This is a genomic window from Hypericibacter terrae, from assembly GCF_008728855.1.
In the GTDB taxonomy this organism is placed as follows: domain Bacteria; phylum Pseudomonadota; class Alphaproteobacteria; order Dongiales; family Dongiaceae; genus Hypericibacter; species Hypericibacter terrae.
This window is the reverse complement of record NZ_CP042906.1, coordinates 4,538,156-4,563,001: the sequence shown is the minus strand read 5'-3', so window position 1 is coordinate 4,563,001 and position 24,846 is coordinate 4,538,156. Positions and strand designations below refer to the sequence as shown.

The window sequence follows — 24,846 nt, the reverse complement described above, 5'->3', positions numbered from 1 at the left end:
CATGATCGAGACGATCAGGCCCCTGAGCATCGAGGAGCTTCGCGCCGCCGTGGCCGGTGCGGCCGAGCGCGCGATCCCGCTCGAGATCCTGGGCCGTGGCAGCAAGCGCGAGCTGGGAAATCCGGTCGAGGCGCAAGCCGTGATCGACCTGTCGCGGCTCGCCGGCATCCAGCTCTACGAACCCGACGAGCTGGTGCTCAAGGCCGGTGCCGGCACCTCGCTCGCCGAGATCGAGGCGGTGATCGCGCAGCGCGGCCAGATCCTCGCCTTCGAGCCGCCCGATCTGGCGCCGCTCTATGGCGGCCCCGCCGGCAGCGGCAGCATCGGCGGGGCGGTCGCTTGCAACCTGGCGGGCCCGCGCCGGCTCAAGGCGGGCGCCGCGCGCGATCATTTCCTGGGATTTGTCGCGGTGTCGGGTCGGGGCGAGGTCTTCAAGGCCGGCGGCCGCGTGGTCAAGAACGTCACCGGCTACGATCTGCCGAAATTGCTGGCGGGTTCGCATGGCACGCTCGCCGTCATGACCGAGATCACGGTGCGCGTCCATCCGGCGCCCGAGATCTCGCGTACGCTGATGCTGGTGGGACTCGACGACGCACGCGCGATCGAGGCGATGGCGGTGGCGCTCGGCAGCCCGCATGAAATTTCCGGTGCCGCGCATCTGCCGGCGGGCGAGGCGGGGTTGAGCGCGGTCGATCGCGTGGCCGAGACCGGCGCCGGCGTCACGGCGCTGCGTGTCGAGGGGCCGCCCGCCTCGGTCAATTATCGCGTCGGCGCGCTGGCGGCCTGGCTGCAATCTTTCGGCGCCCCGACGCTCACGCTCGAGCCGGCCGAATCCGCGACTCTCTGGCGCGAGATCCGCGACGTGAGCAATTTTGCCGCGGCGCGGCTCGATCCGCGCATGCCGCTCTGGCGGCTCTCGGTCCCGCCCAGCGAGGCGCCGCGGGTGGTCGCCGCGATCCAGAGCGCGCGTCCGGGCGCGCGTCACCTCTATGATTGGGGCGGCGGCCTCATCTGGCTGGCGCTGCCTCATGCGCCCGATGCCCATGCGGCGATCGTGCGCGGCGCGCTGCAGGGGCAGGGCGGCGCGCCCGCGGGCCACGCGACCTTGATCCGCGCGGAACTTGCCGTGCGCCAGGCGGTGCCGGTGTTCGAGCCGGAAGCGCCGGCGCTCGCGGCCCTGAGCCGGCGGGTCAAGGCGTCGTTCGATCCCTTGGCGATTCTGAATCGCGGGCGGATGGGCTAGGGAATCGATGCAGACCCATTTCACTCTCTCGCAATTGGCCAATCCGGACAACGAGGCCGCGGAGAAGATCCTGCGGGCTTGCGTCCATTGCGGCTTCTGCACCGCGACCTGTCCGACCTATGTGCTGCTGGGCGACGAGCTCGACAGCCCGCGCGGCCGCATCTATCTCATCAAGGACATGCTGGAGAACGACAAGCCGGCCGACAGGGACACGACCCTCCATATCGACCGCTGCCTCTCCTGCCTCTCCTGCATGACGACCTGTCCCTCGGGCGTGCATTACATGCATCTGGTCGATATCGCGCGCGCCCATGTCGAGGAAACCTATGAGCGTCCGCGCGGCGACCGCCTGATGCGCGCCGGTCTGCGCTGGCTGTTGCCGAAGCCTTATCTGTTCGGGCCGGCGCTGATGCTGGGCGGTCTGTTCAAGCCCCTGCTGCAGCGTCTGCCCGGCCGGTTCAAGGCGCTGGCCGACATGATCCCGGCGCGCCGGCCGCGGCCCGCGCGTGCCGCCACGGCGCCGAGCCTCGATCGCGCGCGCATGACCGGCGGTGCGGCGCGCAAGCGCGTCGCCATGCTGGGCTCCTGCGTGCAGCAGGCGATGGCGCCCGAGATCGACCGCGCGACCGAGCGGCTGCTGGCGCGCCATGGCGTGGAGCTGGCGCCGTCGCCGGGCTCGGGCTGCTGCGGCGCGCTGGCCCATCATCTGGGCGCGGAAGAGGAGGCGCTGGCGCGCGCGCGGCAGAACATCGCCGCCTGGGAGCGGGTGATGGCGGCGGGCCCGCTCGACGCGATCCTGGTCAATGCGTCGGGCTGCGGGACGGTGATCAAGGATTACGGCTTCATGCTGCGCACCGACCCGCTCTGGAAGGACCGCGCGGCCGCGATCAGCGCGCTCACCCGCGACATCACCGAATTCATGGCCGAGCTCGGCCTCGATATGAGCGCGCCCGCACCCGACTATCGGCCGGGCCTCGACGTCGCCTATCACTCGGCCTGCTCGATGCAGCATGGCCAGAAGGTGAAACGCCCGCCGGTGGATCTGCTGTCGGCGGCGGGCTTCGCGGTCAAGGAACCGGCCGAGGGCCATCTCTGCTGCGGCTCGGCCGGCACCTATAATCTGCTCCAGCCCGAGATCGCCTCGCAGCTCGGCCAGCGCAAGGCAGGCCACCTCGCCGCCACGGGCGCGGCCATCGTCGCCACCGGGAACATCGGCTGCATGGTCCAGATCGCCCGCTACGGGCAACAGCCCGTGCTGCACACGGTCGAGCTGCTGGACTGGGCCACGGGCGGGCCGAAGCCGGCAGGCCTCCCGTAGTCACTCTCGCGAAAGCGGGGGCCCATGGTGACGTTCGCTGCACTGGATCAGGATGGGTCCCCGCTTTCGCGGGATGACAATGAGGAGGGGCGCAGGGAGGAGATAAGAAATCAGCTCCCCGCCAACCCCTTCAGCATCCGCCGCGTCACGTCCTCGCCGCGTTCCCACACCGCGTTCTTCCAGTCGTCATGGTCGGGGTAAAAGGCGTCGCGGATCTGCTGCTTGATCGCACGGCCTTCCTCGGAGTCGAGCTTGCCATGGACATGGAGCCAGTTGTCGGCGCGCACGGCGTCGATCATCCCCTTCAGCGGCAGCGTGCCATATTCGAGCGTGATGCCGCTGAGCGGGACCCCGGGCATGGCGCGCTCGATCCCGGTCAGCGTGTCGCCGGTCAGGACCGAGGAGGAGGAATCGCCGCTGGCATAGGAGGTCGCCTCGCCGCCGAACCAGTCCTCGATGCGCGCGAAGCCGGGCAGGCCCGGCGCGTGGCCGTTCATGATCTCGCCATAGCCATAGGGCCCGAGGCCGCTATGGAGATCGATCGCCGCCACCTGGCGCGCCTCGCGCGCGATCTCGCCCGAGAGCCGGGTCAACAGCTGGTTCGACCAGCTCGGCGCCAGGCCGCCATAGAACACGCCGTCGGGATGCGTGTACTGCCCCGCCGTGATCGCGGCCTGCAGCGCCGCATCGCCATGCTGCGAGCCATAGGCATAGAGCCGCTCGTCGGCTTCGCGGCGCTGCCCAACCGTCCAGGAGCGCGGGCAGATGAAATTGTGCAGCTCCTCATAGGCGCGGTTCTGCGGATGGGGCCGCGCGTGATCGACGAAATTCCGGTTGAGGTCGATGTTGTTCTCGTTGGTGCGCCGCAGCCAGGCGAAGCCGAAGGGATTGAGCGCGTGCAGAACGACGACGCCGACGCCGGCGGGGAGATCGCGCAAGGCCCCGCTCTCGATCAGTCCCACCTGGATGCCGGATCCCAGAAACCCTTCGACGCCATGAGTTCCCGACTTGATCAGCAGGATCCGTTCGGCCCGCTCGGGCCCGAAGCGCGCGATGTCGGTGAAGAGCGGCGCGCCCTCCGGCCCGCTCGCGGGATTTTGATGGGAGGTCAGCCGGCCGCCGGCGGCCTTGGCCGCGGCCAGGAACTTGCCGCGGGCTTCGGCATAATGGGCTGAAAAGTAAGTCGATGCGGCCAAAACCGGTCTCCCGAAAAGGGCAGGGTGGGCGACACTCTCGACCAGCGCGGAGGGCGCGGCAAGGGCTCTTGCCGCCGTTGGAGCCGGGCCCGACGAGGGCCATACTCAAGGGCAGGGAGACGCGGGATCGCGAGGCGCGGAACGATGACAAGCCTTTCATTATCCAACCGGTTCAGCCAATGGCGGCGGTGGGCGGCGGCTCTGGGCTTGTTCTTCGCCGTCGCGCTGCTGGCACCGGGCGCAGCCTTCGCGGATCAGAAGGATCCCCGATTGCCGGAATTGTTCGATCTGCTCAAGAAGGCGCCCGATCCCGGCGCCGCGCAGCAGGTCGAGGGGCTGATCTGGACCTTGTGGTTCCATTCCGACAATCCCGAGGTGCTCAAGCTGATGAACAGCGGCGTCGCTGCCATGTCCGCGTCGGATTTCAAGATGGCGATCGACGCCTTCACGAAAGTGACGCAGATCGCACCGGACTTCGCGGAAGGCTGGAACAAGCTCGCGACGGTCCACTACCTGACCGGCGACTATCAGGATTCGCTGGACGAGATCGGCCACACGCTGGAACTCGAGCCGCGCCATTTCGGGGCGCTCTCCGGCCTGGGGCTGGTCCAGGTCGAGCTCAATCATACCGAACAGGCGCTCGACGCCTTCGAGCGGGCCCTCGACGTCTATCCCCTGATGCAGGGCGCCCGCATGAACGCCGACACACTGCGCAAGCAGCTGCAGGACAAATCGATTTAGCCGGCGTTCCGCCGCCGCTCGGGTCCCGGACAGAAATCCTCGGGCTGTCTTGCCGCGCTCGCGCCGCGCATGTCACACTCCGCCCCTCATTCTGGAGCCGGATCATGCGTCCCTTCTGGATCGCGCTTGCCTTGATGGCGTTCTGTGTCACCACCCGAGCGGAGGCCGACGACGTGCAGACGATTCTGACCCAGCGCCTTCAGGGCTACTACGACGCACAGAAGGCGGGCGACATCGACAAGGCGCTTGGCTTCTTCGCCAAGGAACAGCAGAAGCTCTATAGCGACGAGATCGGCAGCGATCCGGACAAACGCAAGATGGCGGCGGACTGGATGCAGAAGACGGCGCCGAAGAGCTTCGCGGTCCAGAAGCTGACCGAGGACAAGGCCGCGCATACCGCCAGCCTCTTCACCGTCAGCGAGATGCTGGACGACGAGGGCAAGCTCGCCCATGTCGAGATGCAGACCGACTTCGTGAAGGAAGGCGGGACCTGGGCCATCACCGGCCAGATCTTCGGCATGAACCTCGATGCGATCAAGCGCGCGGCCAACGACGATCCCGAGCCCGACAGCGCCTACGACACCGATACGAACCTCAACATCGGCGGCCCGATCCGGCGCGTGGCGTTCGAGAAGGATTACACGCTGATCGTCATCCGCGTGCTGGACGAGGAACATGACCTGTTCCTGCCGCCCAAGGCCAAGCTGAAGGCCATGGGTATCGACCCGGCCAAGCTGACCGAAGGCACCATCGTCAGCGGCGACGGCGCCACCAGCCGCAACGACGAGTTCAAGCACCGCATCGATTCGCTGGAGATCCAGGAATCGGGCGGAGAGTGAAAAGAAAAAGTCTCACCCCCTTCCCTTGCGGGAGGGGGTAGGGGGAGGGGTGCTGCGAACGAGGTCTTGGGCCGGGAAGCGAAGTTTCTTTACTAGGTCGTCTGCGGCAAGCACCCTCCCCGCTCGCTACGCTCGCCGCCCCTCCCGCAAGGGAAGGGGCTGAGATTTGCCGGCTGAGTTACTGACTACTTCGCCGGCACCGCGGCCTTGACCGAGGTCGCCACGCCGCGACCCAGCGGCACCAGCCGGACCTCGATGCCATGGACGGCCGAGCTCTCGCCCATGTCGCTCTTCTGGCCGGGATTGAGGCTGTTGATGTTGGCGTGACCGCCCAGCGCCTTGGGCCAGCGGCTCTTCGCGCCCAGCAGCACGCCGGGCGGTGTCAGCGCGGCGACCTCGGCATTCATCTCCAGCCGCCCCGTCTCGTTTTCGAGCCGCACGCGGTCGCCGTTCTGAATCCCGAGCTTCGCCGCGTCCTGCGGATGGATCGTGATGCGCTCGGGCCCCATCTTGGCCTGGATCGCCGGATCGTTGCCGTAGCTCGAATTCATCAGCCAGGGCGAGGCGGGCGAGAGCAGCCGGTAGTGGCCGGGCGCCGGGCGCGGATCGACGGTGGCCTGCGGGGCCGCGGGATGGCCGTCGGCCGCCGCGGCCGCACTGGCGATCTCGATCTTGCCCGACGGGGTCGGAAACTTGCCGTCCGCGAATTGCGAAACCGGCGTCTCCCAGACATCGACCGTCGCCTTCGCCTTGAGCGCGTCGAAGCCGCCGGCGACCCCGCAGGCTTTCGCGACGCGATCGAGGATCGGCGCGTCGGGCTCGGTCAGCGCCGGCTCGGTGAAGCCCATGGCCGTCGCAAGCCGGCGGAAGATCTCCTGGTTAGGCAACGCCTCGCCCATCGGCGCGATCGCGCGGGCTTGGGCCGAGAGCGTCAGGTCGAAGTAGGACGAGACGATGTCGTCGAACTCGAGGAAGCTCGCCGCCGGCAGCACGATGTCGGCGAGCTCGGCGCTGTCGGTGCGGAAGAGATCGATCACCACCGTGAAGAGATCCTCGCGCTTCAGCGCGCGATGCAGCCTCGCCTGGTCCGGATTGGAGGCGGCGATGTTGATGTTCCAGCAGATCAGCGCCTGGATCTTGTCCGGCGCCTCGAGCGTCTCGCAGAGATCCATATGGCTGACGGCATTGCGCGGCCGCGTGCGCAGATCGGCACCCTCGATGTCGCCGCCATCGACGCCCTTGCGCGCCCCGCCATTGAGGAAGAGGAAGCCCGCGCCGGGCTTGCCGAGATTGCCGGTCGCCGGCGGCAGGAGCCCCACCGCGCGGAAGATGTTGCCGCCCTGCGGCTGGCGGCAGAGGCCCTGGCCCAGCCAGAGCAGCGACGGCCCGCCTGCATAAATCCGCGCCGCCTGCTCGATCAGCGCGGCCGGCACGCCGGTCTGCGCCTCGCCCCAGGCGGGCGTGCAGGGATCGAGCTGCGTCTCGATCTCTTCCCAGCGGATGGCGTTGCGCGCGAGGTAGTCGCGGTCGAGCAGACCCTCGCGCCGGATCACATGCAGCATGGCGAAGGCCAGTGCCGCGTCGCTGCCGGGGAAAGGCTGCAGATGCAGATCGGCCTCGACCGCGGTCGCGTGGCGGACGGGATCGACTACGATCACCTGGCCCGGCGCCTCTTTCAGCCAATGCTTATGCGCATGCGGCGCCGAATGGGACGGGTTGGCGCCCCAGACCATGATGCAGCCGGCGTCCCTGGCCATGCGCGGATCGAATCCCAGGCTCGACGTCCCGTACATATAGCCGAGGGCGGCATGGGCCGAGAGATTGCAGATCGAATCCGGCTCGACCTCGCTGGCGCCGAGCTTGTTGAAGAAGCGCATCGGGAAGGCGGTCGCCAGCAGCGAGCAGGTGCCGGTGTAATGGCAATGAAAGATCGGCTCGGGGCCGCTCCTGGCGACGATGCCCTTGAGGCGGCCGGCGACGATCTCGAGCGCCTCCGCCCAGGAGATCGCCTGGAACTCGCCCTCGCCCTTGGGCCCCACGCGCTTCAGCGGCTGCATCACCCGCTGGCGGGGATCGCGCCAGGCGCCGTTATAGGCGATCGCGCATTTGCCGCAGAGGGCGCCGCGGCTCACCCGATGATCGGGATCGCCCAGCACCTTCACATGATCGCCGCGGCGCACCACCGCGATGCCGCAGGCGTCATAGCAATCGCGCGGGCAAGTGGTGCGGATGATGGTCTTTTCGTCGGCCATGGAAGGGCCCTCTCCTGCCGCGTCGCCGTCTATTGAGCGGCAATGCCCGAGTCTAGGGGCAGGAGTGCCGTGGCGGCAAGCCGGCTCGCCAGACGGACGAGTCTCGATTAGGATCGGCGTTTCATCCCAAAGCGGTCCTGAATTGGCACAGTTGCCGACGCGCCGCTCGCGTTCCTCAGCATCCGGCCCTTCGCCATTTCCGTGACCCGCGATCCTCATCCTGAGCGCAAGACGCTGATCGGCGCGCTCTATGCGCTGGGCTGCTTCTGCCTCTGGGGCCTCAACCCGGTCTATTTCAAGACGGTCGCCTCGGTGCCGGTGATCGAGGTGCTGGCGCACCGCGTGGTCTGGTCGGTGCCCTTCCTCGTCATCCTGGTCGTCCTGGCGCGGCGCTGGCCGAATGTCGCCGACGTGCTGCGCAACCGGCGCGCCCGCTCGATCCTGATGCTGACGGCCCTGATCCTCGCCACCAACTGGTCGCTCTATATCTGGGCGGTGGCGAGCGCGCAGATCGTGCAATCGGGCCTGGGCTATTACATCAATCCGCTGGTCAACATGCTGCTCGGCACCTTCGTGCTGCGCGAGCGCCTGCGCCCCTGGCAATGGGCGGCGGTGGGCCTCGCCAGCGCCGGCGTGCTCAATCTCGCGATCGCCTATGGCCAGTTTCCCTGGCTTGCGCTCAGCCTGGCGGTGACCTTCGGCGTCTATGGGCTCCTGCGCAAGATCGTGGCGGCCGAGAGCCTCGACGGGCTCATGGTCGAGACGCTGCTGCTGCTGCCCTTCGCGCTGGGGCTCTTGATCTATCTGGCGGCCATCGGCGCCGGCAGCTTCGGCATGGTCTCGAGCCATCTCGATCTCATGCTGATCCTGGCCGGCCCGGTGACGGCGGTGCCCCTGCTGCTGTTCGCGGCCGCCGCCCGACGGTTGCGGTTAGCGGCGCTGGGCTTCTGCCAGTATCTCTCGCCGACCCTGCAGCTGCTGCTGGCGGTCGTCGTCTATGGCGAGCCCTTCACCCAGGCACATCTGGTGACGTTCGGCTGTGTGTGGGCCGCGATCGCGATCTACAGCGCGGACTCGCTGCGCGCGCGGACGGTGCCCTCCATCAGTCATCCCCGCGAAAGCGGGGAGATGGATTCACACTCCAAGTGCAACACTTGGCTGCAGAAGATTTCAGCGGGGCTGTGCCAGTCAAGGCATTTGCGCGGGGTGTTGTTGTAGGCGCGGACCAGATTTGAGAGTTGGCGTGTGGTGAGGGTGTCGAGGTTGGTTTTTCTGGGGATGTTGCGGCGCAATCGCCCGATGGCGTTTTCGACGCCCCCTTTCTGCCAGGGAGCATAGGGGTCGCAGAAGAAGGTCTGGATATCGAGGCGGTGGAGCTCGTAGTGACGGGCGAACTCGGTGCCATTGTCGAAGGTGATGGTCTGGCGCAGGGATTGGGGCAGAGGCCCGAGCAAGCTGGCGATAGCGTCGGCGATCGGCTCGGCATGCTTGCCGTTGGACCGGCCGACGATGAGCAGGCGGGAGGATCGCTCATGCAAGGCGAGGAGGGCCTGGCCGTAGCGGGTGAACATCATGAGATCGGCTTCCCAGTTGCCGGCGACCGAACGGTCCCCGACGGCGGCGGGTCTTTCTGCAATGGAAACACGATCTTGGATGTGCAGGGCCGAGCTGCCGCCCTTGCGGCCGCGGCGGCCGCGTTTGCTCTTGGCGCGGGGCAGGTAATGGCGCCAGCGATAGTCCTTGTGGCGGGTGATCTGGGCCTGGATGAAGCGGTAGATGCTCTCCGGGCTGATGACGTGCCGGCCCTGCTGGCGTTCGAGCCAGCCGCAGACCTGCTCGGGCGACCAGCCTTTCTTCAGGCCGTCGAGGACTTGCCGGCGCAACTTGGCGTCACGTTCCAGACGCGAGCCTCGCCAGCGCCGGGCCCGGGTCTGCTGCTGGGCGTAGACGGCCCGATAGCCGATCTGACGGCCGGTGTTTCGCTTCAGCTCCCGAGAAATCGTCGATGCTGGGCGATCCAGAGCTGCAGCGATCTGGCGGATCGAGTGGTCTTTGGCCTGAAGGCTGGCAAGGATGGCGCGCTCTTCGGCCGAGAGCTGAGTGTATTTTGTTCCCATGGCAACACCCTAATCTGGTGTTGCACTTCGTTTGAAAATTCAGCGGACCCATCCTGATCCAGCACAACGAATGGGACCATGGGCCCCCGCTTTCGCGGGGGTGACACTGGGGGCTACCCATCCACCCACGCGATGCGCAGCACGTTGGTCGACCCCGGCGTGCCGAAGGGGACGCCGGCGGTTACCACCAGCCGCTGCCCCGCCTTGGCGAAACCTTCGGTCAACGCGATGCGGCAGGCCTTGTCGACCATCTCGGAGAAGCTGCGGATCTCGGCGGTCTCGATGCAGTGCGTGCCCCAGACCAGCGACATGCGCCGGGCGGTCTCGCGCTTCGAGGTCAGGCAGAGGATAGGCACCTCGGGGCGCTCGCGCGCCGCGCGGTAGGTGGTCGAGCCCGAGGTCGTGTAGGTCACGATCGCAGCCGCCGAGATCGTGTGCGCCACCTGCTGCGCCGCATAGGTGATGGCGTCGGCGGCGGTCGCCTCGGGCTCGGGGCGCTGGGCCGCGAGGATGCGGCGATAGAGCGGGTCCCGTTCCACGCGCTCGATGATGCGGTTCATGATCGAGACCGCCTCGATCGGATAATTGCCCGACGCGGTCTCGGCCGAGAGCATCAGCGCGTCGGCGCCGTCATAGACGGCGGTGGCGCAGTCCGACGCCTCGGCGCGGGTGGGGGCGGGGGCGCTGATCATCGATTCCAGCATCTGGGTCGCGACCACCACCGGCTTGCCCTTGAGGCGGCAGGTCGCGACGATGCGCTTCTGGATCGAGGGCACGTCCTCGGGCGGCATCTCGACGCCGAGATCGCCGCGCGCGACCATCGCGGCGTCGGCAAGGTCGAGCAGTTCCTCGAGCCGCTCGATCGCCGAGGGTTTCTCGAGCTTGACCATGATGGCGGCGCGGCCCTGCACCAGGCGACGCGCCTCGGCCACGTCCTCGGGCCGCTGCACGAAGGAGAGTCCGATCCAGTCGACGCCGAGATCGAGCGCGAAGGCGAGATCCTTGCGGTCCTTCTCGGTCAGGGGCGAGAGCGGCAGCAGCACGCCCGGCAGGTTCACGCCCTTGCGATCCTTGAGCCGCCCGCCCAGCACGACGGTGGTGTCGGCATAACCTTGGCCGGTGCGCTCGACCTTGAGCTTGAGCCGGCCGTCGTCGATCAGCAGATCGGCGCCGGGCGTGAGCGCCGACAGCACCTCGGGATGGGGCAGGCGCACGCGCGTGCTGTCGCCCAGCCGGTCCTCGAGATCGAGGCGGAAGGGCTGGCCGCGCTCGATCTGCGCCTCGCCGCCGGTGAGCGGACCGATGCGGAGCTTGGGGCCTTGCAGATCGACCAGGATGCTGATGGGGCGGCCGGTATCCTGCTCGATCTCGCGGATGACGGCATGGCGCGCGCGATGATCCTCATGCGTGCCATGGCTGAGATTGAGCCGGAACACGTCGACGCCGGCGTGAAACAAGGCAAGGAGCTGCTCGCGGGTCGAGCTGGCGGGCCCCAGGGTGGCGACGATCTTGGCCAGGCGTTCTCGTCTCATGCGCGCAACTCTACTTTCGGCTTTGTTACCGCTGAAAGCGTCCCTGCCTTCAAGAGGGGGCCTTCAAACGGGGCTTTCAAGGGGGAGGGCGAACCGGGAGGCCGGCCCGACCCCTGGCGAGGGCAGCCAGCGACGTCCTTACCCTAGCCGCTTCCCGATCAGGATGGCGCGGAAATCATTGACATTGGTGAGGGTCGGACCGGTCTTGACCAGGTCGCCAAGAGCCTCGAAGAAACTGTAGCCGTCATTGTCGGCGAGCAAAGCCTTGGCATTGACGCCCTTCGCCCAGCCCCGGGCCAGGCTGTCGGGCCCCATGAGCGCGCCGGCATTGTCCTCGGTGCCGTCGATCCCGTCGGTATCGCAGGCGATGGCATGGATGTCAGCATGGCCGTCGAGGGCGACGGCGAGCGCCAGCAGGAACTCGGCATTGCGCCCGCCGCGCCCCTTGCCCCGGACCGTGACGGTGGTCTCCCCACCCGAGAGCAGCACCAGCGGCGGCTCGCCAGGCTGTCCGTAGCGCGCGGCCTGGCGTGCAATGCCGGCATGGACCAGCGCCACGTCGCGCGCCTCGCCCTCGATCGAATCGCCGAGGATGAGGGGCGCGATGCCGGCGGCGCGTGAAGCCTTGGCCGCGGCCTCGAGCGCATCCTGCGGCCGCGCGATCATGATGGTGCGCGCCCGCGCGAAGCGTGGGTCGCCGGGCTTCGGCGTCTCGTCCCGGCCGCGCTTGAAGCGCTCGATGACGGGGGCGGCCTCGGTGATCTTGTATTTCTCGATCACCGCCAGCGCGTCGGCGAAGCTGGTCGGATCGGGCACGGTCGGACCCGAGGCGACCACGGACGGATCGTCGCCCGGTACATCCGAGATCAGCAGGGTCACGACCTGCGCCGGAAAGGCCGCCGCCGCGAGCCGGCCGCCCTTGATCGCCGACATATGTTTGCGCACGCAATTCATCTCGGCGATGGTCACGCCATATTTGAGCAGCGCCTTGTTCATCGCCTGCTTGTCGGCAAGCGTGATGTCGGGGGCCGGCAGCGACAAGAGCGCCGAGCCGCCGCCCGAGATCAGGCAGAGCACGAGATCGTCCGCGGTGAGGCCCTGCACCTTCTCGAGGATGCGCCGTGCCGCATCGCGGCCGCGCTCGTCGGGCACCGGATGCGAGGCCTCGACGATCTCGATCTGCCGGCAAGGGACGCCATGGCCGTAGCGCGTCACCACCAGCCCTTCGAGCGGCCCCTGCCAATGGCGCTCCACCGCGGCCGCCATCGCCGCCGAGGCCTTGCCGGCGCCGACCACGATGGTGCGGCCCTTGGGCGGCTTGGGCAGGTGGGGCGGCACGGCCTGCATCGGATCCGCCACCGCGAGCGCGGCGCGGAACAGGCTGAGCAGCAGGTCGCGGGGGGCTTGAGACATCGGGCGCGGTCTCGGGGTTCGTATCGGTCTGTCTAGAGAATCAGCCGCGGCGTTCGCTGTAAAGCCGCGCGATCAGGATGCCGATCAGGACCACGACGCCGGCCAGGATCTGCCAGGGTGTCAGCCGCTCGCCGATCAGGAACCAGGCGAGGAAGAAGGTCGCCACCGGATTGACCAGCATGCTGACCGAGGAGAAAGCAATCGGCAGATGGTGCAGCGCCCAGGCGATCATGCTCTGGCCGCCGACCTGCGAGATCCAGGCGAGGCCGATCAGGATGGCCCAGCCCTCGAGGCTGGGCGGCAGGAGGCTCTCGCCCGAGACCAGGGCCGCGATCAGCATGACCACGGTTCCCGAGACCGCGGTCCAGCTCATGACCTGCGCGGTCGAGAAGCGCTTGCGCGCGATCTTGAGGGTCATGAGGTAGCCGGCATAGGTGATGCCGGCGCCGATCCCGGCAAGATTGCCGATCAGATGGGTCGGATCGAGATTGGCGCTGCCGAGGAGTGCCGTGACGCCGCCCAGCGCCACGACCAGGCCGATCACGAAGCCGGGCCGGAAGCGCTCGCCATAGAGCAGCCAGGCCGTCAGCGTCACGAAGATCGGCGCGGTGTTGCCCAGCAGCGTCGCGGTCGCGGCCGTGGTCAGGCGGATCGACCAGTGCCAGCAGACGAGATCGGCCGCGAGATAGAGGCCGGGCAGGCAGAGGATCCAGAAATCGCGGAGCGCCGCTGGCTTGGCCGGTGCGCGCGTCTGGTGGCGGGCCTCGATCCCCTGCCAGAGCAGCAGCAGCGGCAGCGCCAGGAAGAGGCGGTGGAAGCCGGTGGCCGAGGGTCCCAGCTCCGAGATCTTGACGAAGATTCCGGAGAAAGAGACCGCCGTCGCTCCGATCAGCAACACAGCGAGAGCGGCCCGGCTTTGGCTGGCCGCGGGCGTCGTCGTAGGGGCCAGCGTCATGGCGCCCTTTATAGGCGCCGCCGCCATGCCGAACCATGGCCGCCGCGACCCAACCCCTTGCATCCGCGACAGACCTCCCATGCGGCGGCGGACGGTCCCTCTGCTTGTCGGATCAAAGGGTTCGGCAGCACCGACCGGGAACATTAATTTTCGAGCTATTCCAGCTTTGCGGCAGCCCATGACGCGCATTGACGGGGGCGGGAGCCGGTGCGAGCCTCCCGCGGTTTTTGGGCCCCAGGCTTTTCAGAAAACCGGGCCCTTTAGAGGAGGTTCCGTCCATGACCGGCTGGCGCGGCGTATTTCCGGCGATCACCACCCAATTCAAATCCGACCAGTCGATCGACATGGCGGCGACCGCGGCCTCGATCGAGCGCCAGATCAAGGCGGGTGTCCATGGCATCATCATGTGCGGCTCGCTCAGCGAGGCCAGCACGCTCGACGGCGACGAGAAGCGCCAGATGGTGAAGCTGGCGCTCGACACGGCGAAGGGCCGGGTCCCTGTGCTGGCCGGTACCGCCGAAGCCACCACCAAGGGCGCCTGCAAGTTCGCCGAGGATGTCGCCAGGCTCGGCGGCGGCGGGCTCATGCTGCTGCCCGGGATGATCTACAAGTCGGACCGGCGCGAGACCATGGCGCATTACCGCACCGTGGCGCGCGCGACCGACCTGCCGATCATGGTCTATAACAATCCGCCCGCTTACGGAGTCGACATCAATCCGGAGATGTTCGCCGAGCTCGCCGACGAGAAGAACCTCGTGGCGATCAAGGAGTCCTCGGACAATGTGCGGCGCATCACCGACATCGTGAATCTCTGCGGCGACCGCTACATCCTGTTCTGCGGCGTCGACGACCTCATCCTCGAGAGCCTGATGCTGGGCGCCGTGGGCTGGGTCGCGGGCTTGGTCAATGCCTTCCCCGACGAGACGGTGCAGCTCTACCGCCTGGCACAGAAGGGCCGCTATGACGAGGCCCGCGCGCTCTATCGCTGGTTCATGCCGCTGCTGCATCTCGACGTCTCGGTCAAGCTGGTCCAGTACATCAAGCTGGTGCAGGCCGAGGTCGGGCTCGGCACCGAGACCGTGCGCATGCCGCGCATGCCGCTTGCCGGCGAGGAGCGCGAGCGCGTGCTCGCCATCATCCGTGCCGCGGTCGCCAAGCGGCCGAAGCTGCAGGCGCTGGCGGCAGAGTGAAGCGCTCGTGACCTGACCTGAACCCTGCGCGGTGGGGCCGACGGCGCTGCTCTAGCTTGGGTATTTCTTCCCGCTGACCATCGAGAGGACGGTGCGGGCGAGATCGGCAGGGAAATCCACCAGCCGGTCTGCGCCGGCGGTTTCCAGTTCGTCTCGGCTGCCATAACCCCACAGCACGCCAAGACCGCGCATTCCGACCGCATGGGCGCCGGAAATATCATGCCGGCGATCCCCGACCATCAGGCTGTCAGACGGCGAAAGAGCATGTCGAGACAGAATATGGGCGAGCAGTTCAGGCTTGTGATCGAGCTCGCCGCTCGGCACCGAGCCATAGATGCCATCGAAATATGTGGCGAACTTCAGATGGTCCAGAATGCGGCTCGCGAAGATCGCTCTCTTCGATGTCGCGAGATAGAGTCGCAATCCGGTCCGCTTCATCTCGTCGAGGGATTGGCCAATTCCCGGGTAAGGCACGCTTTCGAGAAACCCGCTTTCGCCGTAATGCCGACGGTAGGCAGCGACGGCTTCGGCGACTCTGTCGTCTCCGTGGGCCTGCAGCAGGATTTGCATCGTGTCTTCGAGCGGGGGCCCGATTGTATGTCTTATATCGAGGGTTTCATCCGGTTCATGCCCAAGGGCGCGCAGCGCCGCAAGGCAGCTTGCCAGAATGCCGGGATACGAATCGATTAAGGTGCCGTCGAGGTCCAGAAGAACGGTGCAAGTCATGATCCGAAGATAGCGGCCAAGAGCAAACGACGACAAGTTCGTTTGATTTCGCGTCTGCTTCGGGCCATTCGCCACCGGGCCGAGGAACAACAGCAGAAGGGCCGCTCACCCGGCGGGCCGGGGTCGACAAAGCGACCGGCGCTGGCGGCGGAATAACCCCGGGCCTTGGCTCACACCGTCGGGATGGTTCCGCCGTCGATCACATATTCGCTGCCGGTGATGGAGGAGGCGCGGTCCGAAAGCAGGAAGGCCACCAGCTCGGCGACCTCGTCGGGGCGGCCGGGCCGTCCCAACGGAATGCCGCCCAGCGAATCCATCAGCGCCTGTCGTGCCGCCTTGGCATCCGTGCCGTTGCTCCGGGCCAGCCGCTCGATCAGTGCGGAGGCGGCCGTCGTCTCGATGAAGCCGGGGGCGACGCTGTTGACGCGCACGCCTTTCGGACCGACCTCGTTGGCGAGGCCCTTGCTGTAAGTCGTGAGCGCCGCCTTCGCCGCGGCATAGGCCAGGGTCGATTCGAACAGCGGCAATCGCCGCTGGATCGACGAGATATGGATGATCGATCCCGCCTTCCGCTCCAGCATGCCCGGCAGGAATCCGCGATCGAGCCGCACCGCCGCCAAGAGGTTCGTGTCCAGCTCATGCTGCCATTGTGCATCGTCGAGCGCGGCAAAGCCGCCGCCAGGTGCCGAGGATCCGCCGACATTGTTCACCAGGAGATCGACGCCGCCGAAGCGTTCCCGGGTCTGCGCGATTACCCTGGCGACACCGTCGGCGGTCGAAACATCGGCTTCGATGAAGAGGGCCGCCGGGGACGGCCTCGCCGGCGCGGCGCGCGCCGTGCTGACGACGATGGCGCCCGAGCGCGCGAGGCGGTCGACGATGGCTTCCCCCATCCCCCGGCTCCCGCCCGTGACCAAGGCGCGCTTGCCCTCGAACTCGTTGCCATCGGATCGGCTTTTTTCTTTCGACATGGGAACTCCCGGACGGTTCGCGATGCGCCACTGTCGGCGTTGCGATCAATATGGGATAATGACCGCGCATGACCAGAACCGACCGGAAAGTGGGCTACTCACCCACAGGTAAGCTCGAAGACGTCACGCCGAAGATGGCGGCCGACGGCGTCGAAGAGGTGCTGGCGGTTCTGGAAGGCCGCTGGAAGATCCTGATCCTCTTTCACCTGTTCTCCCGCTCGGTGCTGCGCTTTTCCGAGCTCGAGAAGGCGATTCCCGCCATCTCTCAGAAGATGCTGGCCCAGCAGCTCCGCGACCTGGAGCGCGACGGCATCGTGCAGCGCACGGTCCACCCGCAGGTTCCGCCTAAGGTCGAGTACGCCCTGACCGATATCGGGCAAAAGCTCTGCCCGGCGCTGGATGCGCTGCTGGAATGGGCGGCGTTGCGGAAATCGTCGCTCGACGGCGGACGCTAAAGACCGAGATCGCTCCGGCCGCCGCTCAGGAAGCGGCGCGGCGCATAACCCAGGTCGCGCGCGGCGGGACCGGCGTCGAAGGCCTGATCGCGCGCCATTCTGCTGGCGAGATCGGAGATCGCGGCCAGGCCGGGAATGCGAACGAACCGCGGAGGCCGGCCCAGCGTCTCGAAGATCCGCGCGATCATGGCGCGATAGGCCAAGGTCTCGCCTCCGGGCAGGGCGTAGGTCATGCCGACCGCGGCCGGACTTTCCAGCGCCGCGAGGGCCGCCGCTGCCAGATCGTCGGCATGAACCGGCTGGCGCAGGCCTTGTGCGTTCCAGGCCAGGGGGAAGAACCCGAAGCGCTCGATGAACCGCGCCGCCGCGCTGACATTGGCATCCTCGCCGGCGCCATAGATCAAGGCGGGGCGCAGGATCGTGGTGCGGATGCCGGCCTTGTGGGCGGCCTCCATCACCGCGGCTTCGCCGCCGGACAGCGCGGCGACGACGGCGCGCGCCTTGGCGCTGCGGCTCTCGCGCTTGGCTTCGACCGAGGTCGAGGAGAAGGCGATCAGGCGATCGACCCCCATCCGCGTCAGCGCCGGCAGATGCGCGTCCAGCAGCCAGATCGGCAGGGTGGCGATGGCCTGCTGCGCGCGCCCTTCGGGAAATGCCACGGCGCCCAGCGCCAGATCGGCCCGATGCCACGCCACATCGTCGCGATGGGGCTTCGATCGCCCGATCACGGTGACGGCGCGCCGCCGGGAAGTGCGGTCGAGGATGAAGCGCCCGACGGGGTCGGTGCCGCCGAGGAGGAGGAGGGGGGAAGTGGTCATCACGCCCCCCAACTGTCATCCCCGCGAAAGCGGGGACCCATCTTGATCCAGAGTGCCGAACGGGGCCATGGGCCCCCGCTTTCGCGGGGGTGACGATGGGAGCAAACAGCGGGGGTGTCGGACGCTTGAGCGACTACCGCCCCGCTTTCGCGGGGATGACCGCGGGCGCTAAACGCGCGTGATGCCGCAGACGCCCGCAGCATCACACCAGCTGGAAGCCGTGCTTATACGGATCGCGGTCGTCGATGAAGATGGTGTTGTAGCCGGTCTGCCGCGCCCAGCCTTCGATCGAGGGCAGGATCGCGTCGTGATTGCCGACCTTGGTCCTGGCCTCGACGCGGCCGTTGAAGAGGCTGCCGATGATGCTCTCATGGATGAAGTCGTCGCCCACCTTGAGCTTGCCCTTGGCGGCGAGCTGGGCCATGCGGGCCGAGGTGCCGGTGCCGCAGGGGCTGCGGTCGATCGCCTTCTCGCCATAGAACACGGCGTTGCGCGCGTTGGCCTTCGGGTTCTTCGGCTTGCCGGTCCAGAGGATATGGCTGACGCCCTTGATCGTCGGATTCTCGGGATGGACCAGGTCGACGGCTTCATTCAGCAGTTTTCGCAGGATCGGCGAGAGCCGCAGGATGTCGCCCGGCGTGACATCCTCGAGATCGCGATAATTCTTCTGCGGCTCGAGGATCGCGTAGAAATTGCCGCCATAGGCGATGTCGAAGCTCAAGGCGCCCAGGCCGGGGCAGTCGACCTCGACGCCTTCGGCCGCGAGATAGGAACCGACATTGCAGATGCGCACCGCCTCGACATAGGCGCCCTCCTGGCGATAGGTCGCCTCGACCAGGCCCGCCGGCGTCTCGAGATTGAGCTTGCCCGGCTGACGCGGCGTGACGAGGCCGCGCTCCAGCGCGAAGGTCACGGTGCCGATCGTGCCATGGCCGCACATCGGCAGGCAGCCCGAGGTCTCGATGAAGAGCACGCCGATATCGCAGTCGGGTCGCGTCGAGGGATAGAGGATCGAGCCCGACATCATGTCGTGGCCGCGCGGTTCGAACATCAGGCCGGTGCGGATCCAATCGTAATGCTTGAGGAAATGCTGGCGCCGCTCGCTCATGCTGCTGCCTTCGAGCAGCGGGCCGCCGCCGGCGACGAGCCGCACCGGATTGCCGCAGGTATGGCCGTCGACGCAGAAGAAGGTATAGGTGGCCAAGGAGAAGGCTCCTCGAAGGAAATCGGGGTGTGGAACGGGTTTTAGGCCCCTCATCCGGGCGCGGTCAACTCGACCCGCGCGACCCCGGCCGGATATCGCCCTACAGCCGGTCGGGGCATCGGAATTTAGCGCTCGCCCCTCTGGCGCGGCGCCTTCGGCGGTCGCATATTTGGCATCAGGAGAAGGAGTTGGCCCTCATGAACGAGAAGACCCGGACCGAGCTCGAAGCCGCCGCTTTTCGCAAGCTGGTCGAGCATCTGCGCGAGCGCAAGGACGTGCAGAACATCGATCTGATGAATCTGGCGGGTTTTTGCCGCAACTGCCTGTCGAAATGGTATCGCGCCGCCGCGGAGGATCGCGGCCTGGCGCTCAGCGACGCCGAGGCGCGCCAGATCGTCTATGGCATGCCCTATGACGAATGGAAGGCGAAGCATCAGCAGGGCGACGGCATCCCCGCGCTGAAGGCGCTGGCCGACGCGCGCGGCAAGCCGCACACGCACTGAACCGGGGTCGAATCCCCACCATGACGGAAGGGCGCCTCCCCAGGAGGGAGGCGCCCTTTGTCATGACCTGTGAGCCGGCGATCGATCTGTTGGGGAGCGCCGCCGAGCGTCTCATGGTCGTGACGATTTAGTCGTCACCGCCGCCATGGCCGCTGGAGCCACCGCCTTCGCCGCCGCCCGAGCCGCCGCTGCCCGAACCGCCGCCGCCTTCGCCGCCCGAACTTCCGCCGCCTTCGCCGCCGCCGGAGCCGCTGGCGCTGGAGCCGGCGCCTGAATTGCCGCTATCGCCGCCTTCGCCGCCCTCGCCATTGCCGCCATTGTCGTCGCCGGCATCGTGGTTGGCGCCATCGACGCCATTGTCGTCACCGACATCGTGCGTGGCGCCGTCATCCTCGCCTCCGCCCGAGGCGGGCGTCCCGGGCGCGTCGCCCGAGCCCTGGTCGGCGGTGCCGTCGTCGCTGGCGCTCTGCGCGAAGGCGGCCTTGGCGACCAGCGGCTTGTGCAGGCCGCCGAGCGTGATCGGCATGAGGGCGGTGGTGAGCGCGATGATGCTGACGCGCGTCAGCAGCAGCGCCTGGCGCGCGAGCTTGCGGCCGGTCGGTTGCGTGTCACGGTGCGGGAGGTCGATGGTCATGAGGGACTCCGTCCTGCTGTTGGGGAGAAGGGGTGCCGACGCCCCGGTTTCCGGAGCGATCGGGTGATTTCGACCAGACAACGGGCCTCGGGCCGGGTTTATTCCGGCACCGCTTCTTTCTTCCCCGGACGGTCTTGCCGCCCCCGATTCGTCCCTTTATCGTCCGCGGGCCCTGCATGCCGCCGGCAGCGCGGGCCAACTCAATAACCATCTGATTTGACGGGGAGTTTCTTCGAATGGCGGGCAAGGGCGGAATCGCAGCGGACCGGCTCAAATCCTTCATCGAGCGCATCGAGCGGCTCGAGGAGGAAAAGGCGGCGCTGGCGGCCGATATTCGCGAGGTCTATGCCGAGGCGAAGGGCACCGGCTTCGATACCAAGATCATGCGCCAGATCATCCGCATCCGGCGCATGGACAAGGCCGACCGCCAGGAGCAGGAGGAATTGCTGGTCCTCTATAAGCGCGCACTGGATCTGGAATGAGCGTGGACTGAAGCGTCGGTCTTCTTTTCTTCCTATCGTTGAGTCTGTGAAGAATCGAAAATCGAAGAAACATCCCCTCCCCCAACTTTTGGGGGAGGGTTGGGGAGGGGGCTGCTCGGTATCGGCCCCTTCGCACCCCGACGAGATCCTGGACGGAGTCATCCCCCTCCCTGCCCTCCCCCAAAAGTTGGGGGAGGGGATCCAAGCGACCGCGTCCCTTCGCGCTCGTGATGGCGAGCGACACTGTGGGGCGCTCCGACCTTTCCCGCCCCTGTCGCTCGGCCTTTCGTGAATGTCGCAAACAGGCTCTAATGGCGCCGCCGCGGCGCCCTATTGTCTGGCGGCACATCAAGGCGAGAGCGCGACATGGCAGGGTTTCCGGAGAAAGCGAAGGTCGTCATCATCGGGCTCGGCGGCATCGTCGGCTCGTCGGTCGCCCATCACCTGATCGCGCGCGGCTGGGACGACATCGTCGGCATCGACAAGTCCGGCGTTCCGACCGACATCGGCTCGACGGCGCACGCCTCCGATTTCTGCTACACGACCAGCCACGATTTCCTGTCCTGCTGGACGACGCTCTACTCCATCGATTTCTACGAGAAGCGGGGCCACTACGCCCGCGTCGGCGGACTGGAGGTCGCGCGCGTCGGCGACGATGCCCGCATGGAGGAGATCAAGCGCAAGGTCGCTTCCGCCAAGGCCTTCGGCACTCGGGCGCGCCTGATCGGGCCGGCCGAGATCAAGCAGAAATTTCCGCTGATCGAGGAGCATCTGGTGCAGGGCGGCCTGTGGGACCCCGATGGCGGCCTCGTCATCCCGCGTTCGCAGACGGTCGCCGGCGAGCTGATCGACGAGGGTGTGGCCAGCGGCAAGCTCCAGGTCTTCGCCAACACGCCGGCCAAGTCGCTCCTCCTCGAGAACGGGCGCATCAAGGGCGTCGTGACCGATCGCGGCACGATCCGGGCCGACCATGTCGTGGTCTGCGCGGGCCTGTGGGGCCGCCTGATCGCGGCCCTGGCGGGCGAGGACCTGCCGGTGATGCCGGTCGACCATCCGCTCACCTTCTTCGGGCCCTATAACGAGTTCGCCGGCACCGGCAAGGAGATCGGCTGGCCGCTGCTGCGCGACCAGGGCAACTCGGCCTATATGCGCGACACCGGTGATCCCAAGACCGCCGAAGGCGGCATGATCGAGTGGGGCTATTACGAAGAGACGAACCCGCGCCTCTGCCATCCGCGCGACATCCTGGAGAAGGACCAGGCCAGGCTGTCGCCCTCGCAGCGCGACCTCGACATGGAGCAGATCCTCAAGCCGCTCGAGCGCGCCATCGAGCTGACGCCGATCCTGGGCGAGCTCGGCTATGAGGAGAAGCGCTCCTTCAACGGCCTGCTGCAGGTGACTGCCGATGGCGGGCCCTCCATCGGCGAGAGCCAGAAGGTCCGCGGCCTCTGGTATGCCGTCGCCATCTGGGTCAAGGACGGCCCGGGCATGGCCAAGCTGGTGGCCGACTGGATGACCGACGGGCGCACGCCGATCGATCACGCGAAGATCGACTATGCGCGCTTCTACCCGCACCAGCTCCAGGAGAAGTTCATCGAAGGGCGCTGCGGCGAGGCGGCGCAGAAGATCTACAACCCCGCGGTCCATCCGCGCGAGCCCTATGCCACGGGGCGCAATGTGCGCCACTCGCCCTTCTATGAGCGCGAGAAGGAGCTGGGCGGCTATTTCATGGAGCTCGGCGGCTGGGAGCGCGCGCATGGCTATGCCGCCAATGAGCACCTGCTGAAGAAATACGGCAACCGCGTGCCGGTGCGCGAGAACGAGTGGGACAACCGCCATTTCTGGCGCGTCTCCAATGCCGAGCATCTCGCCATGAGCGAGGATTGCGGCATCGTGAACCTGTCGCACTTCTACATGTTCGACGTCGAAGGCCCGGATCATGTCGCGCTGATGGAATGGCTCTGCGCCGCCAAGATCGGCGGCGACAATATGATCGGCAAGGGCATCTACACCCATTTCCTCGACGACGAGGGCATGGTGCGTGCCGACCTGACCGTCATCCGCATGGCGGACCGCTGCCGCGTCATCGACGGCGCCGATGCGGGCCCGCGCGATTTCCACTATGTGCGCCGCACGGCGCAGGACAAGGGCTTCAACGTCACCGTCACCGACGTTACCGAGAAGTTCGTGACGATCGGCATCTGGGGCCCGAACGCGCGCAAGACCCTGCAGAAGGCGGTCGAGGACCCGAACGGCCTCACCCACGAGAACTTTCCCTTCGCCGCGATCAAGCAGATCAGGATCGGCGGCAAGAATGTGATGGCCTTCCGCATCTCCTATGTCGGCGAGCAGGGCTGGGAGCTGCATATGCGCTACGAGGACGGCCTCGCCGTCTGGGACGCGCTGCGCGCGACCGGCGTCATGGCCTTCGGCGTCGAGACCTACGCCAACAGCCGGCGCATGGAGAAGAGCCTGCGCCTGCAGAACGCCGATCTCCTGACCGAATACAACCTGATCGAATCCGACCTCGCCCGCCCGAAGGTCAAGGAGGCGGATTTCCGCGGCAAGGCGAAGCATCTCGAATACAAGGCGCGCCCGCACCAGCCGGCGATGCTCTGCACGCTGGTGATGACGCGGAACATCGATTCCAAGGGCGTCGCCCGCTATCCGGTCGGCACCCTGCCGGTGCTGGACCCCGCGACCGGCGAGGGCCTGGTGGACGAGCTCGGCCGCCGTTCCTTCACGACCTCGGTCGCCTACGGTCCGACGATCGGCAAGAACATCGCGCTTGCCTATCTGCCCTGGGCCTATTGCCAGGAAGGCCGCAAGCTCAACGTCGAATATTTCGGCGAGACCTATCCGGTCGAGGTGGCGGCCATCGGCTACAAGCCGCTCTACGACCCGGAAAGCCTCAAGCCGCGGAGCTGACGCGTCCTCTACGCTGCGAGCCTGGCGATGCGTTGAGCAGCGCTCGGATGCGTGTCGTTGACGGCCGAATAGATCGGGTCCGAGGTCAGGGTCGCTGCGTTGTCGCGGTGCAGCTTGACGAGGGCTGAAGCCAGTTCCCTGCTATTGGCATGGTTGGCGGCATAGGCGTCGGCTTCGAACTCCTGCCGGCGCGAGACATGGTTCGGAAGCGCCCTGAACCATGTCGAGACGAGAGGGAAGAGCAGGAAGAACAGGAGCAGACCCGTCATCGGCATGGCGTGCGCGATCGCCGGATCGACGCCGAAGCCCCGGTAGAACCCGTCCTGGCGAAAGAGCCATCCGAGGAAGGCCAGGATGACAAGGCTGGCTCCGAAGTAGGTCAGCAGGCGCCGCAGGACATGCCGCAGCTTGAAGTGGCCGAGCTCATGCGCAAGAACCGCTTCGATCTCCTCGGGCGTCAGTTTCTCCAGCAGCGTATCGAACAGCACGATCCGCTTGGACGGCCCGAAGCCGGTGAAGAAGGCATTGCCATGGCCGGAGCGTTTGCTGCCATCCATTCGATAGACGCCTTTGGGATGGAATCCGCAGCGCTTCATCAGCGCTTCGATCCGGGACTTCAAGACTTCGTCCTTCAGCACCTCGAACTTGTTGAATAGCGGCATGATGAACGTCGGCACGATCAGCAGGGCGAGCAGATTGAAGGCGACGAAGATCCCCCACACAGCGAACCACCACCATGACCCCAATTGCCGCATGGCGAAATCGGCCGCGAGAACGAGAGGGGTCGCGAACGCTATCGCCAAGGCGACCGACTTCGCGCGGTCGACGAAAAAGAGCTTTCGGGTCGTGCGATTGAAGCCGAATGCCGCTTCGATCGAGAAGGTCCCGACATAGGCGAACGGCAGGGCCACCAGGCCGCCGATGCCGGCGATGATCGCCACAAGGGCCAGCGAACCGACATAACCGGTGCCGAACGTCGTCGCGACCACGGAATTGATGAAGGCGAATCCGCCCCCGACCAGAAGCAGCAGGCTCAGGACCATCCCGGCCAGCTCGCGCTTGATGCCGAAGCGCCGCCTCGCCACGGTATAGGCCGCCGCCTTCTGATGCTCCTCGATCGACAAGGCGCCTTGAAAGGCCGCGGGCACGCGCTCGCGATGGACGAGGACATGATGGATCTGCCGCCGGTCCAGCCAGAGGTCGAACAGGAAGGAGGCCATGATGGCGACGGCGACGACAGTCAGGAACACGGGCGGGCAACCTCGATGGTTTCAATCTTCATCAGAATCTACCGAATGAAGATTGTGTCGTATTTTCAAATCGCAAGCG

Annotated in this window: 22 protein-coding genes; 10 read left to right on the top strand and 12 right to left on the bottom strand. The window is 66.9% G+C overall.

The genetic code is table 11. The features are described from left to right. Position 1: 1 nt before the first annotated feature. Together FRZ44_RS21000 and glcF are read left to right on the top strand one after the other, a co-directional pair. Entirely contained in the window at positions 2–1,243 is a 1,242-nt protein-coding gene (locus FRZ44_RS21000) for an FAD-binding protein (RefSeq protein WP_151179013.1), read from the top strand. 7 nt (positions 1,244–1,250) lie between these two features. After that, the gene (gene glcF, locus FRZ44_RS20995; protein WP_151179012.1) at positions 1,251–2,561 is read left to right on the top strand and encodes a glycolate oxidase subunit GlcF; all 1,311 of its coding nucleotides are present in this window, start codon (positions 1,251–1,253) and stop codon (positions 2,559–2,561) included. A gap of 110 nt (positions 2,562–2,671) precedes the next feature. On the opposite strand, the gene FRZ44_RS20990 is transcribed toward glcF, so the two are convergent. Beyond that, entirely contained in the window at positions 2,672–3,757 is a 1,086-nt protein-coding gene (locus FRZ44_RS20990) for a M14 family metallopeptidase (RefSeq protein WP_191908222.1), read from the bottom strand. A gap of 144 nt (positions 3,758–3,901) precedes the next feature. Here FRZ44_RS20990 and FRZ44_RS20985 point away from each other — a divergent pair, with 144 nt between their 5' ends. Next, positions 3,902–4,498, top strand: a complete 597-nt coding sequence (locus FRZ44_RS20985; protein ID WP_151179010.1) for a tetratricopeptide repeat protein — start codon at positions 3,902–3,904, stop codon at positions 4,496–4,498. A 104-nt stretch (positions 4,499–4,602) separates the two neighbouring features. Continuing rightward, positions 4,603–5,337, top strand: coding sequence for a hypothetical protein (locus tag FRZ44_RS20980; protein WP_151179009.1), 735 nt, complete (start codon positions 4,603–4,605; stop codon positions 5,335–5,337). 185 nt (positions 5,338–5,522) lie between these two features. Here FRZ44_RS20980 and FRZ44_RS20975 read toward each other — a convergent pair whose 3' ends face one another. Next, complete coding sequence (locus FRZ44_RS20975; RefSeq protein ID WP_151179008.1) at positions 5,523–7,589, bottom strand: molybdopterin-containing oxidoreductase family protein; 2,067 nt, start codon at positions 7,587–7,589, stop codon at positions 5,523–5,525. A 201-nt stretch (positions 7,590–7,790) separates the two neighbouring features. Here FRZ44_RS20975 and rarD point away from each other — a divergent pair, with 201 nt between their 5' ends. Continuing rightward, on the top strand, positions 7,791–8,807 hold the full coding sequence (rarD, locus tag FRZ44_RS20970) for an EamA family transporter RarD (protein ID WP_151179007.1): 1,017 nt from the start codon (positions 7,791–7,793) through the stop codon (positions 8,805–8,807). Here rarD and FRZ44_RS20965 read toward each other — a convergent pair. The 4 genes from FRZ44_RS20965 to FRZ44_RS20950 all read right to left on the bottom strand — a co-directional run bounded on the left by FRZ44_RS20965 (position 8,696) and on the right by FRZ44_RS20950 (position 13,606). Continuing rightward, positions 8,696–9,706, bottom strand: coding sequence for an IS30 family transposase (locus FRZ44_RS20965; RefSeq protein ID WP_151176077.1), 1,011 nt, complete (start codon positions 9,704–9,706; stop codon positions 8,696–8,698). The genes rarD and FRZ44_RS20965 overlap by 112 nt on opposite strands. Before the next feature lie 113 nt (positions 9,707–9,819). Continuing rightward, positions 9,820–11,238, bottom strand: a complete 1,419-nt coding sequence (gene pyk, locus FRZ44_RS20960; RefSeq protein ID WP_151179006.1) for a pyruvate kinase — start codon at positions 11,236–11,238, stop codon at positions 9,820–9,822. Positions 11,239–11,376: 138 nt separating this feature from the next. Then, on the bottom strand, positions 11,377–12,651 hold the full coding sequence (locus FRZ44_RS20955) for a glycerate kinase type-2 family protein (RefSeq protein WP_151179005.1): 1,275 nt from the start codon (positions 12,649–12,651) through the stop codon (positions 11,377–11,379). A 40-nt stretch (positions 12,652–12,691) separates the two neighbouring features. Continuing rightward, positions 12,692–13,606, bottom strand: a complete 915-nt coding sequence (locus FRZ44_RS20950; protein WP_191908221.1) for a DMT family transporter — start codon at positions 13,604–13,606, stop codon at positions 12,692–12,694. Positions 13,607–13,884: 278 nt separating this feature from the next. Here FRZ44_RS20950 and FRZ44_RS20945 point away from each other — a divergent pair, with 278 nt between their 5' ends. After that, positions 13,885–14,796, top strand: coding sequence for a dihydrodipicolinate synthase family protein (locus FRZ44_RS20945; RefSeq protein ID WP_151179003.1), 912 nt, complete (start codon positions 13,885–13,887; stop codon positions 14,794–14,796). 51 nt (positions 14,797–14,847) lie between these two features. Here FRZ44_RS20945 and FRZ44_RS20940 read toward each other — a convergent pair whose 3' ends face one another. Both FRZ44_RS20940 and FRZ44_RS20935 read right to left on the bottom strand, forming a co-directional pair. Continuing rightward, complete coding sequence (locus tag FRZ44_RS20940) at positions 14,848–15,612, bottom strand: HAD hydrolase-like protein (RefSeq protein WP_225308379.1); 765 nt, start codon at positions 15,610–15,612, stop codon at positions 14,848–14,850. Positions 15,613–15,692: 80 nt separating this feature from the next. Beyond that, on the bottom strand, positions 15,693–16,493 hold the full coding sequence (locus FRZ44_RS20935; RefSeq protein WP_151179002.1) for an SDR family oxidoreductase: 801 nt from the start codon (positions 16,491–16,493) through the stop codon (positions 15,693–15,695). A 68-nt stretch (positions 16,494–16,561) separates the two neighbouring features. Between FRZ44_RS20935 and FRZ44_RS20930 the strand changes: the two genes are divergently transcribed. Then, positions 16,562–16,948, top strand: coding sequence for a winged helix-turn-helix transcriptional regulator (locus FRZ44_RS20930; RefSeq protein ID WP_151179001.1), 387 nt, complete (start codon positions 16,562–16,564; stop codon positions 16,946–16,948). Here FRZ44_RS20930 and FRZ44_RS20925 read toward each other — a convergent pair. Then, the gene (locus FRZ44_RS20925; protein WP_151179000.1) at positions 16,945–17,766 is read right to left on the bottom strand and encodes an NAD-dependent epimerase/dehydratase family protein; all 822 of its coding nucleotides are present in this window, start codon (positions 17,764–17,766) and stop codon (positions 16,945–16,947) included. The genes FRZ44_RS20930 and FRZ44_RS20925 overlap by 4 nt on opposite strands. A gap of 202 nt (positions 17,767–17,968) precedes the next feature. Further along, positions 17,969–18,970 carry a 4-hydroxyproline epimerase gene (locus FRZ44_RS20920; protein WP_151178999.1) on the bottom strand — a complete coding sequence of 334 codons (1,002 nt, stop codon included), beginning with the start codon at positions 18,968–18,970 and terminating at the stop codon, positions 17,969–17,971. A 197-nt stretch (positions 18,971–19,167) separates the two neighbouring features. Here FRZ44_RS20920 and FRZ44_RS20915 point away from each other — a divergent pair, with 197 nt between their 5' ends. Beyond that, on the top strand, positions 19,168–19,473 hold the full coding sequence (locus FRZ44_RS20915) for a DUF1244 domain-containing protein (protein ID WP_151178998.1): 306 nt from the start codon (positions 19,168–19,170) through the stop codon (positions 19,471–19,473). Positions 19,474–19,600: 127 nt separating this feature from the next. On the opposite strand, the gene FRZ44_RS20910 is transcribed toward FRZ44_RS20915, so the two are convergent. Further along, positions 19,601–20,107, bottom strand: coding sequence for a hypothetical protein (locus FRZ44_RS20910; RefSeq protein ID WP_151178997.1), 507 nt, complete (start codon positions 20,105–20,107; stop codon positions 19,601–19,603). A gap of 236 nt (positions 20,108–20,343) precedes the next feature. Here FRZ44_RS20910 and FRZ44_RS20905 point away from each other — a divergent pair, with 236 nt between their 5' ends. Next, complete coding sequence (locus FRZ44_RS20905; RefSeq protein WP_151178996.1) at positions 20,344–20,589, top strand: DUF2312 domain-containing protein; 246 nt, start codon at positions 20,344–20,346, stop codon at positions 20,587–20,589. A 366-nt stretch (positions 20,590–20,955) separates the two neighbouring features. Next, complete coding sequence (locus FRZ44_RS20900) at positions 20,956–23,517, top strand: GcvT family protein (RefSeq protein WP_151178995.1); 2,562 nt, start codon at positions 20,956–20,958, stop codon at positions 23,515–23,517. Positions 23,518–23,525: 8 nt separating this feature from the next. On the opposite strand, the gene FRZ44_RS20895 is transcribed toward FRZ44_RS20900, so the two are convergent. After that, on the bottom strand, positions 23,526–24,767 hold the full coding sequence (locus FRZ44_RS20895; RefSeq protein WP_225308378.1) for a M48 family metallopeptidase: 1,242 nt from the start codon (positions 24,765–24,767) through the stop codon (positions 23,526–23,528). Positions 24,768–24,846: the final 79 nt, after the last annotated feature.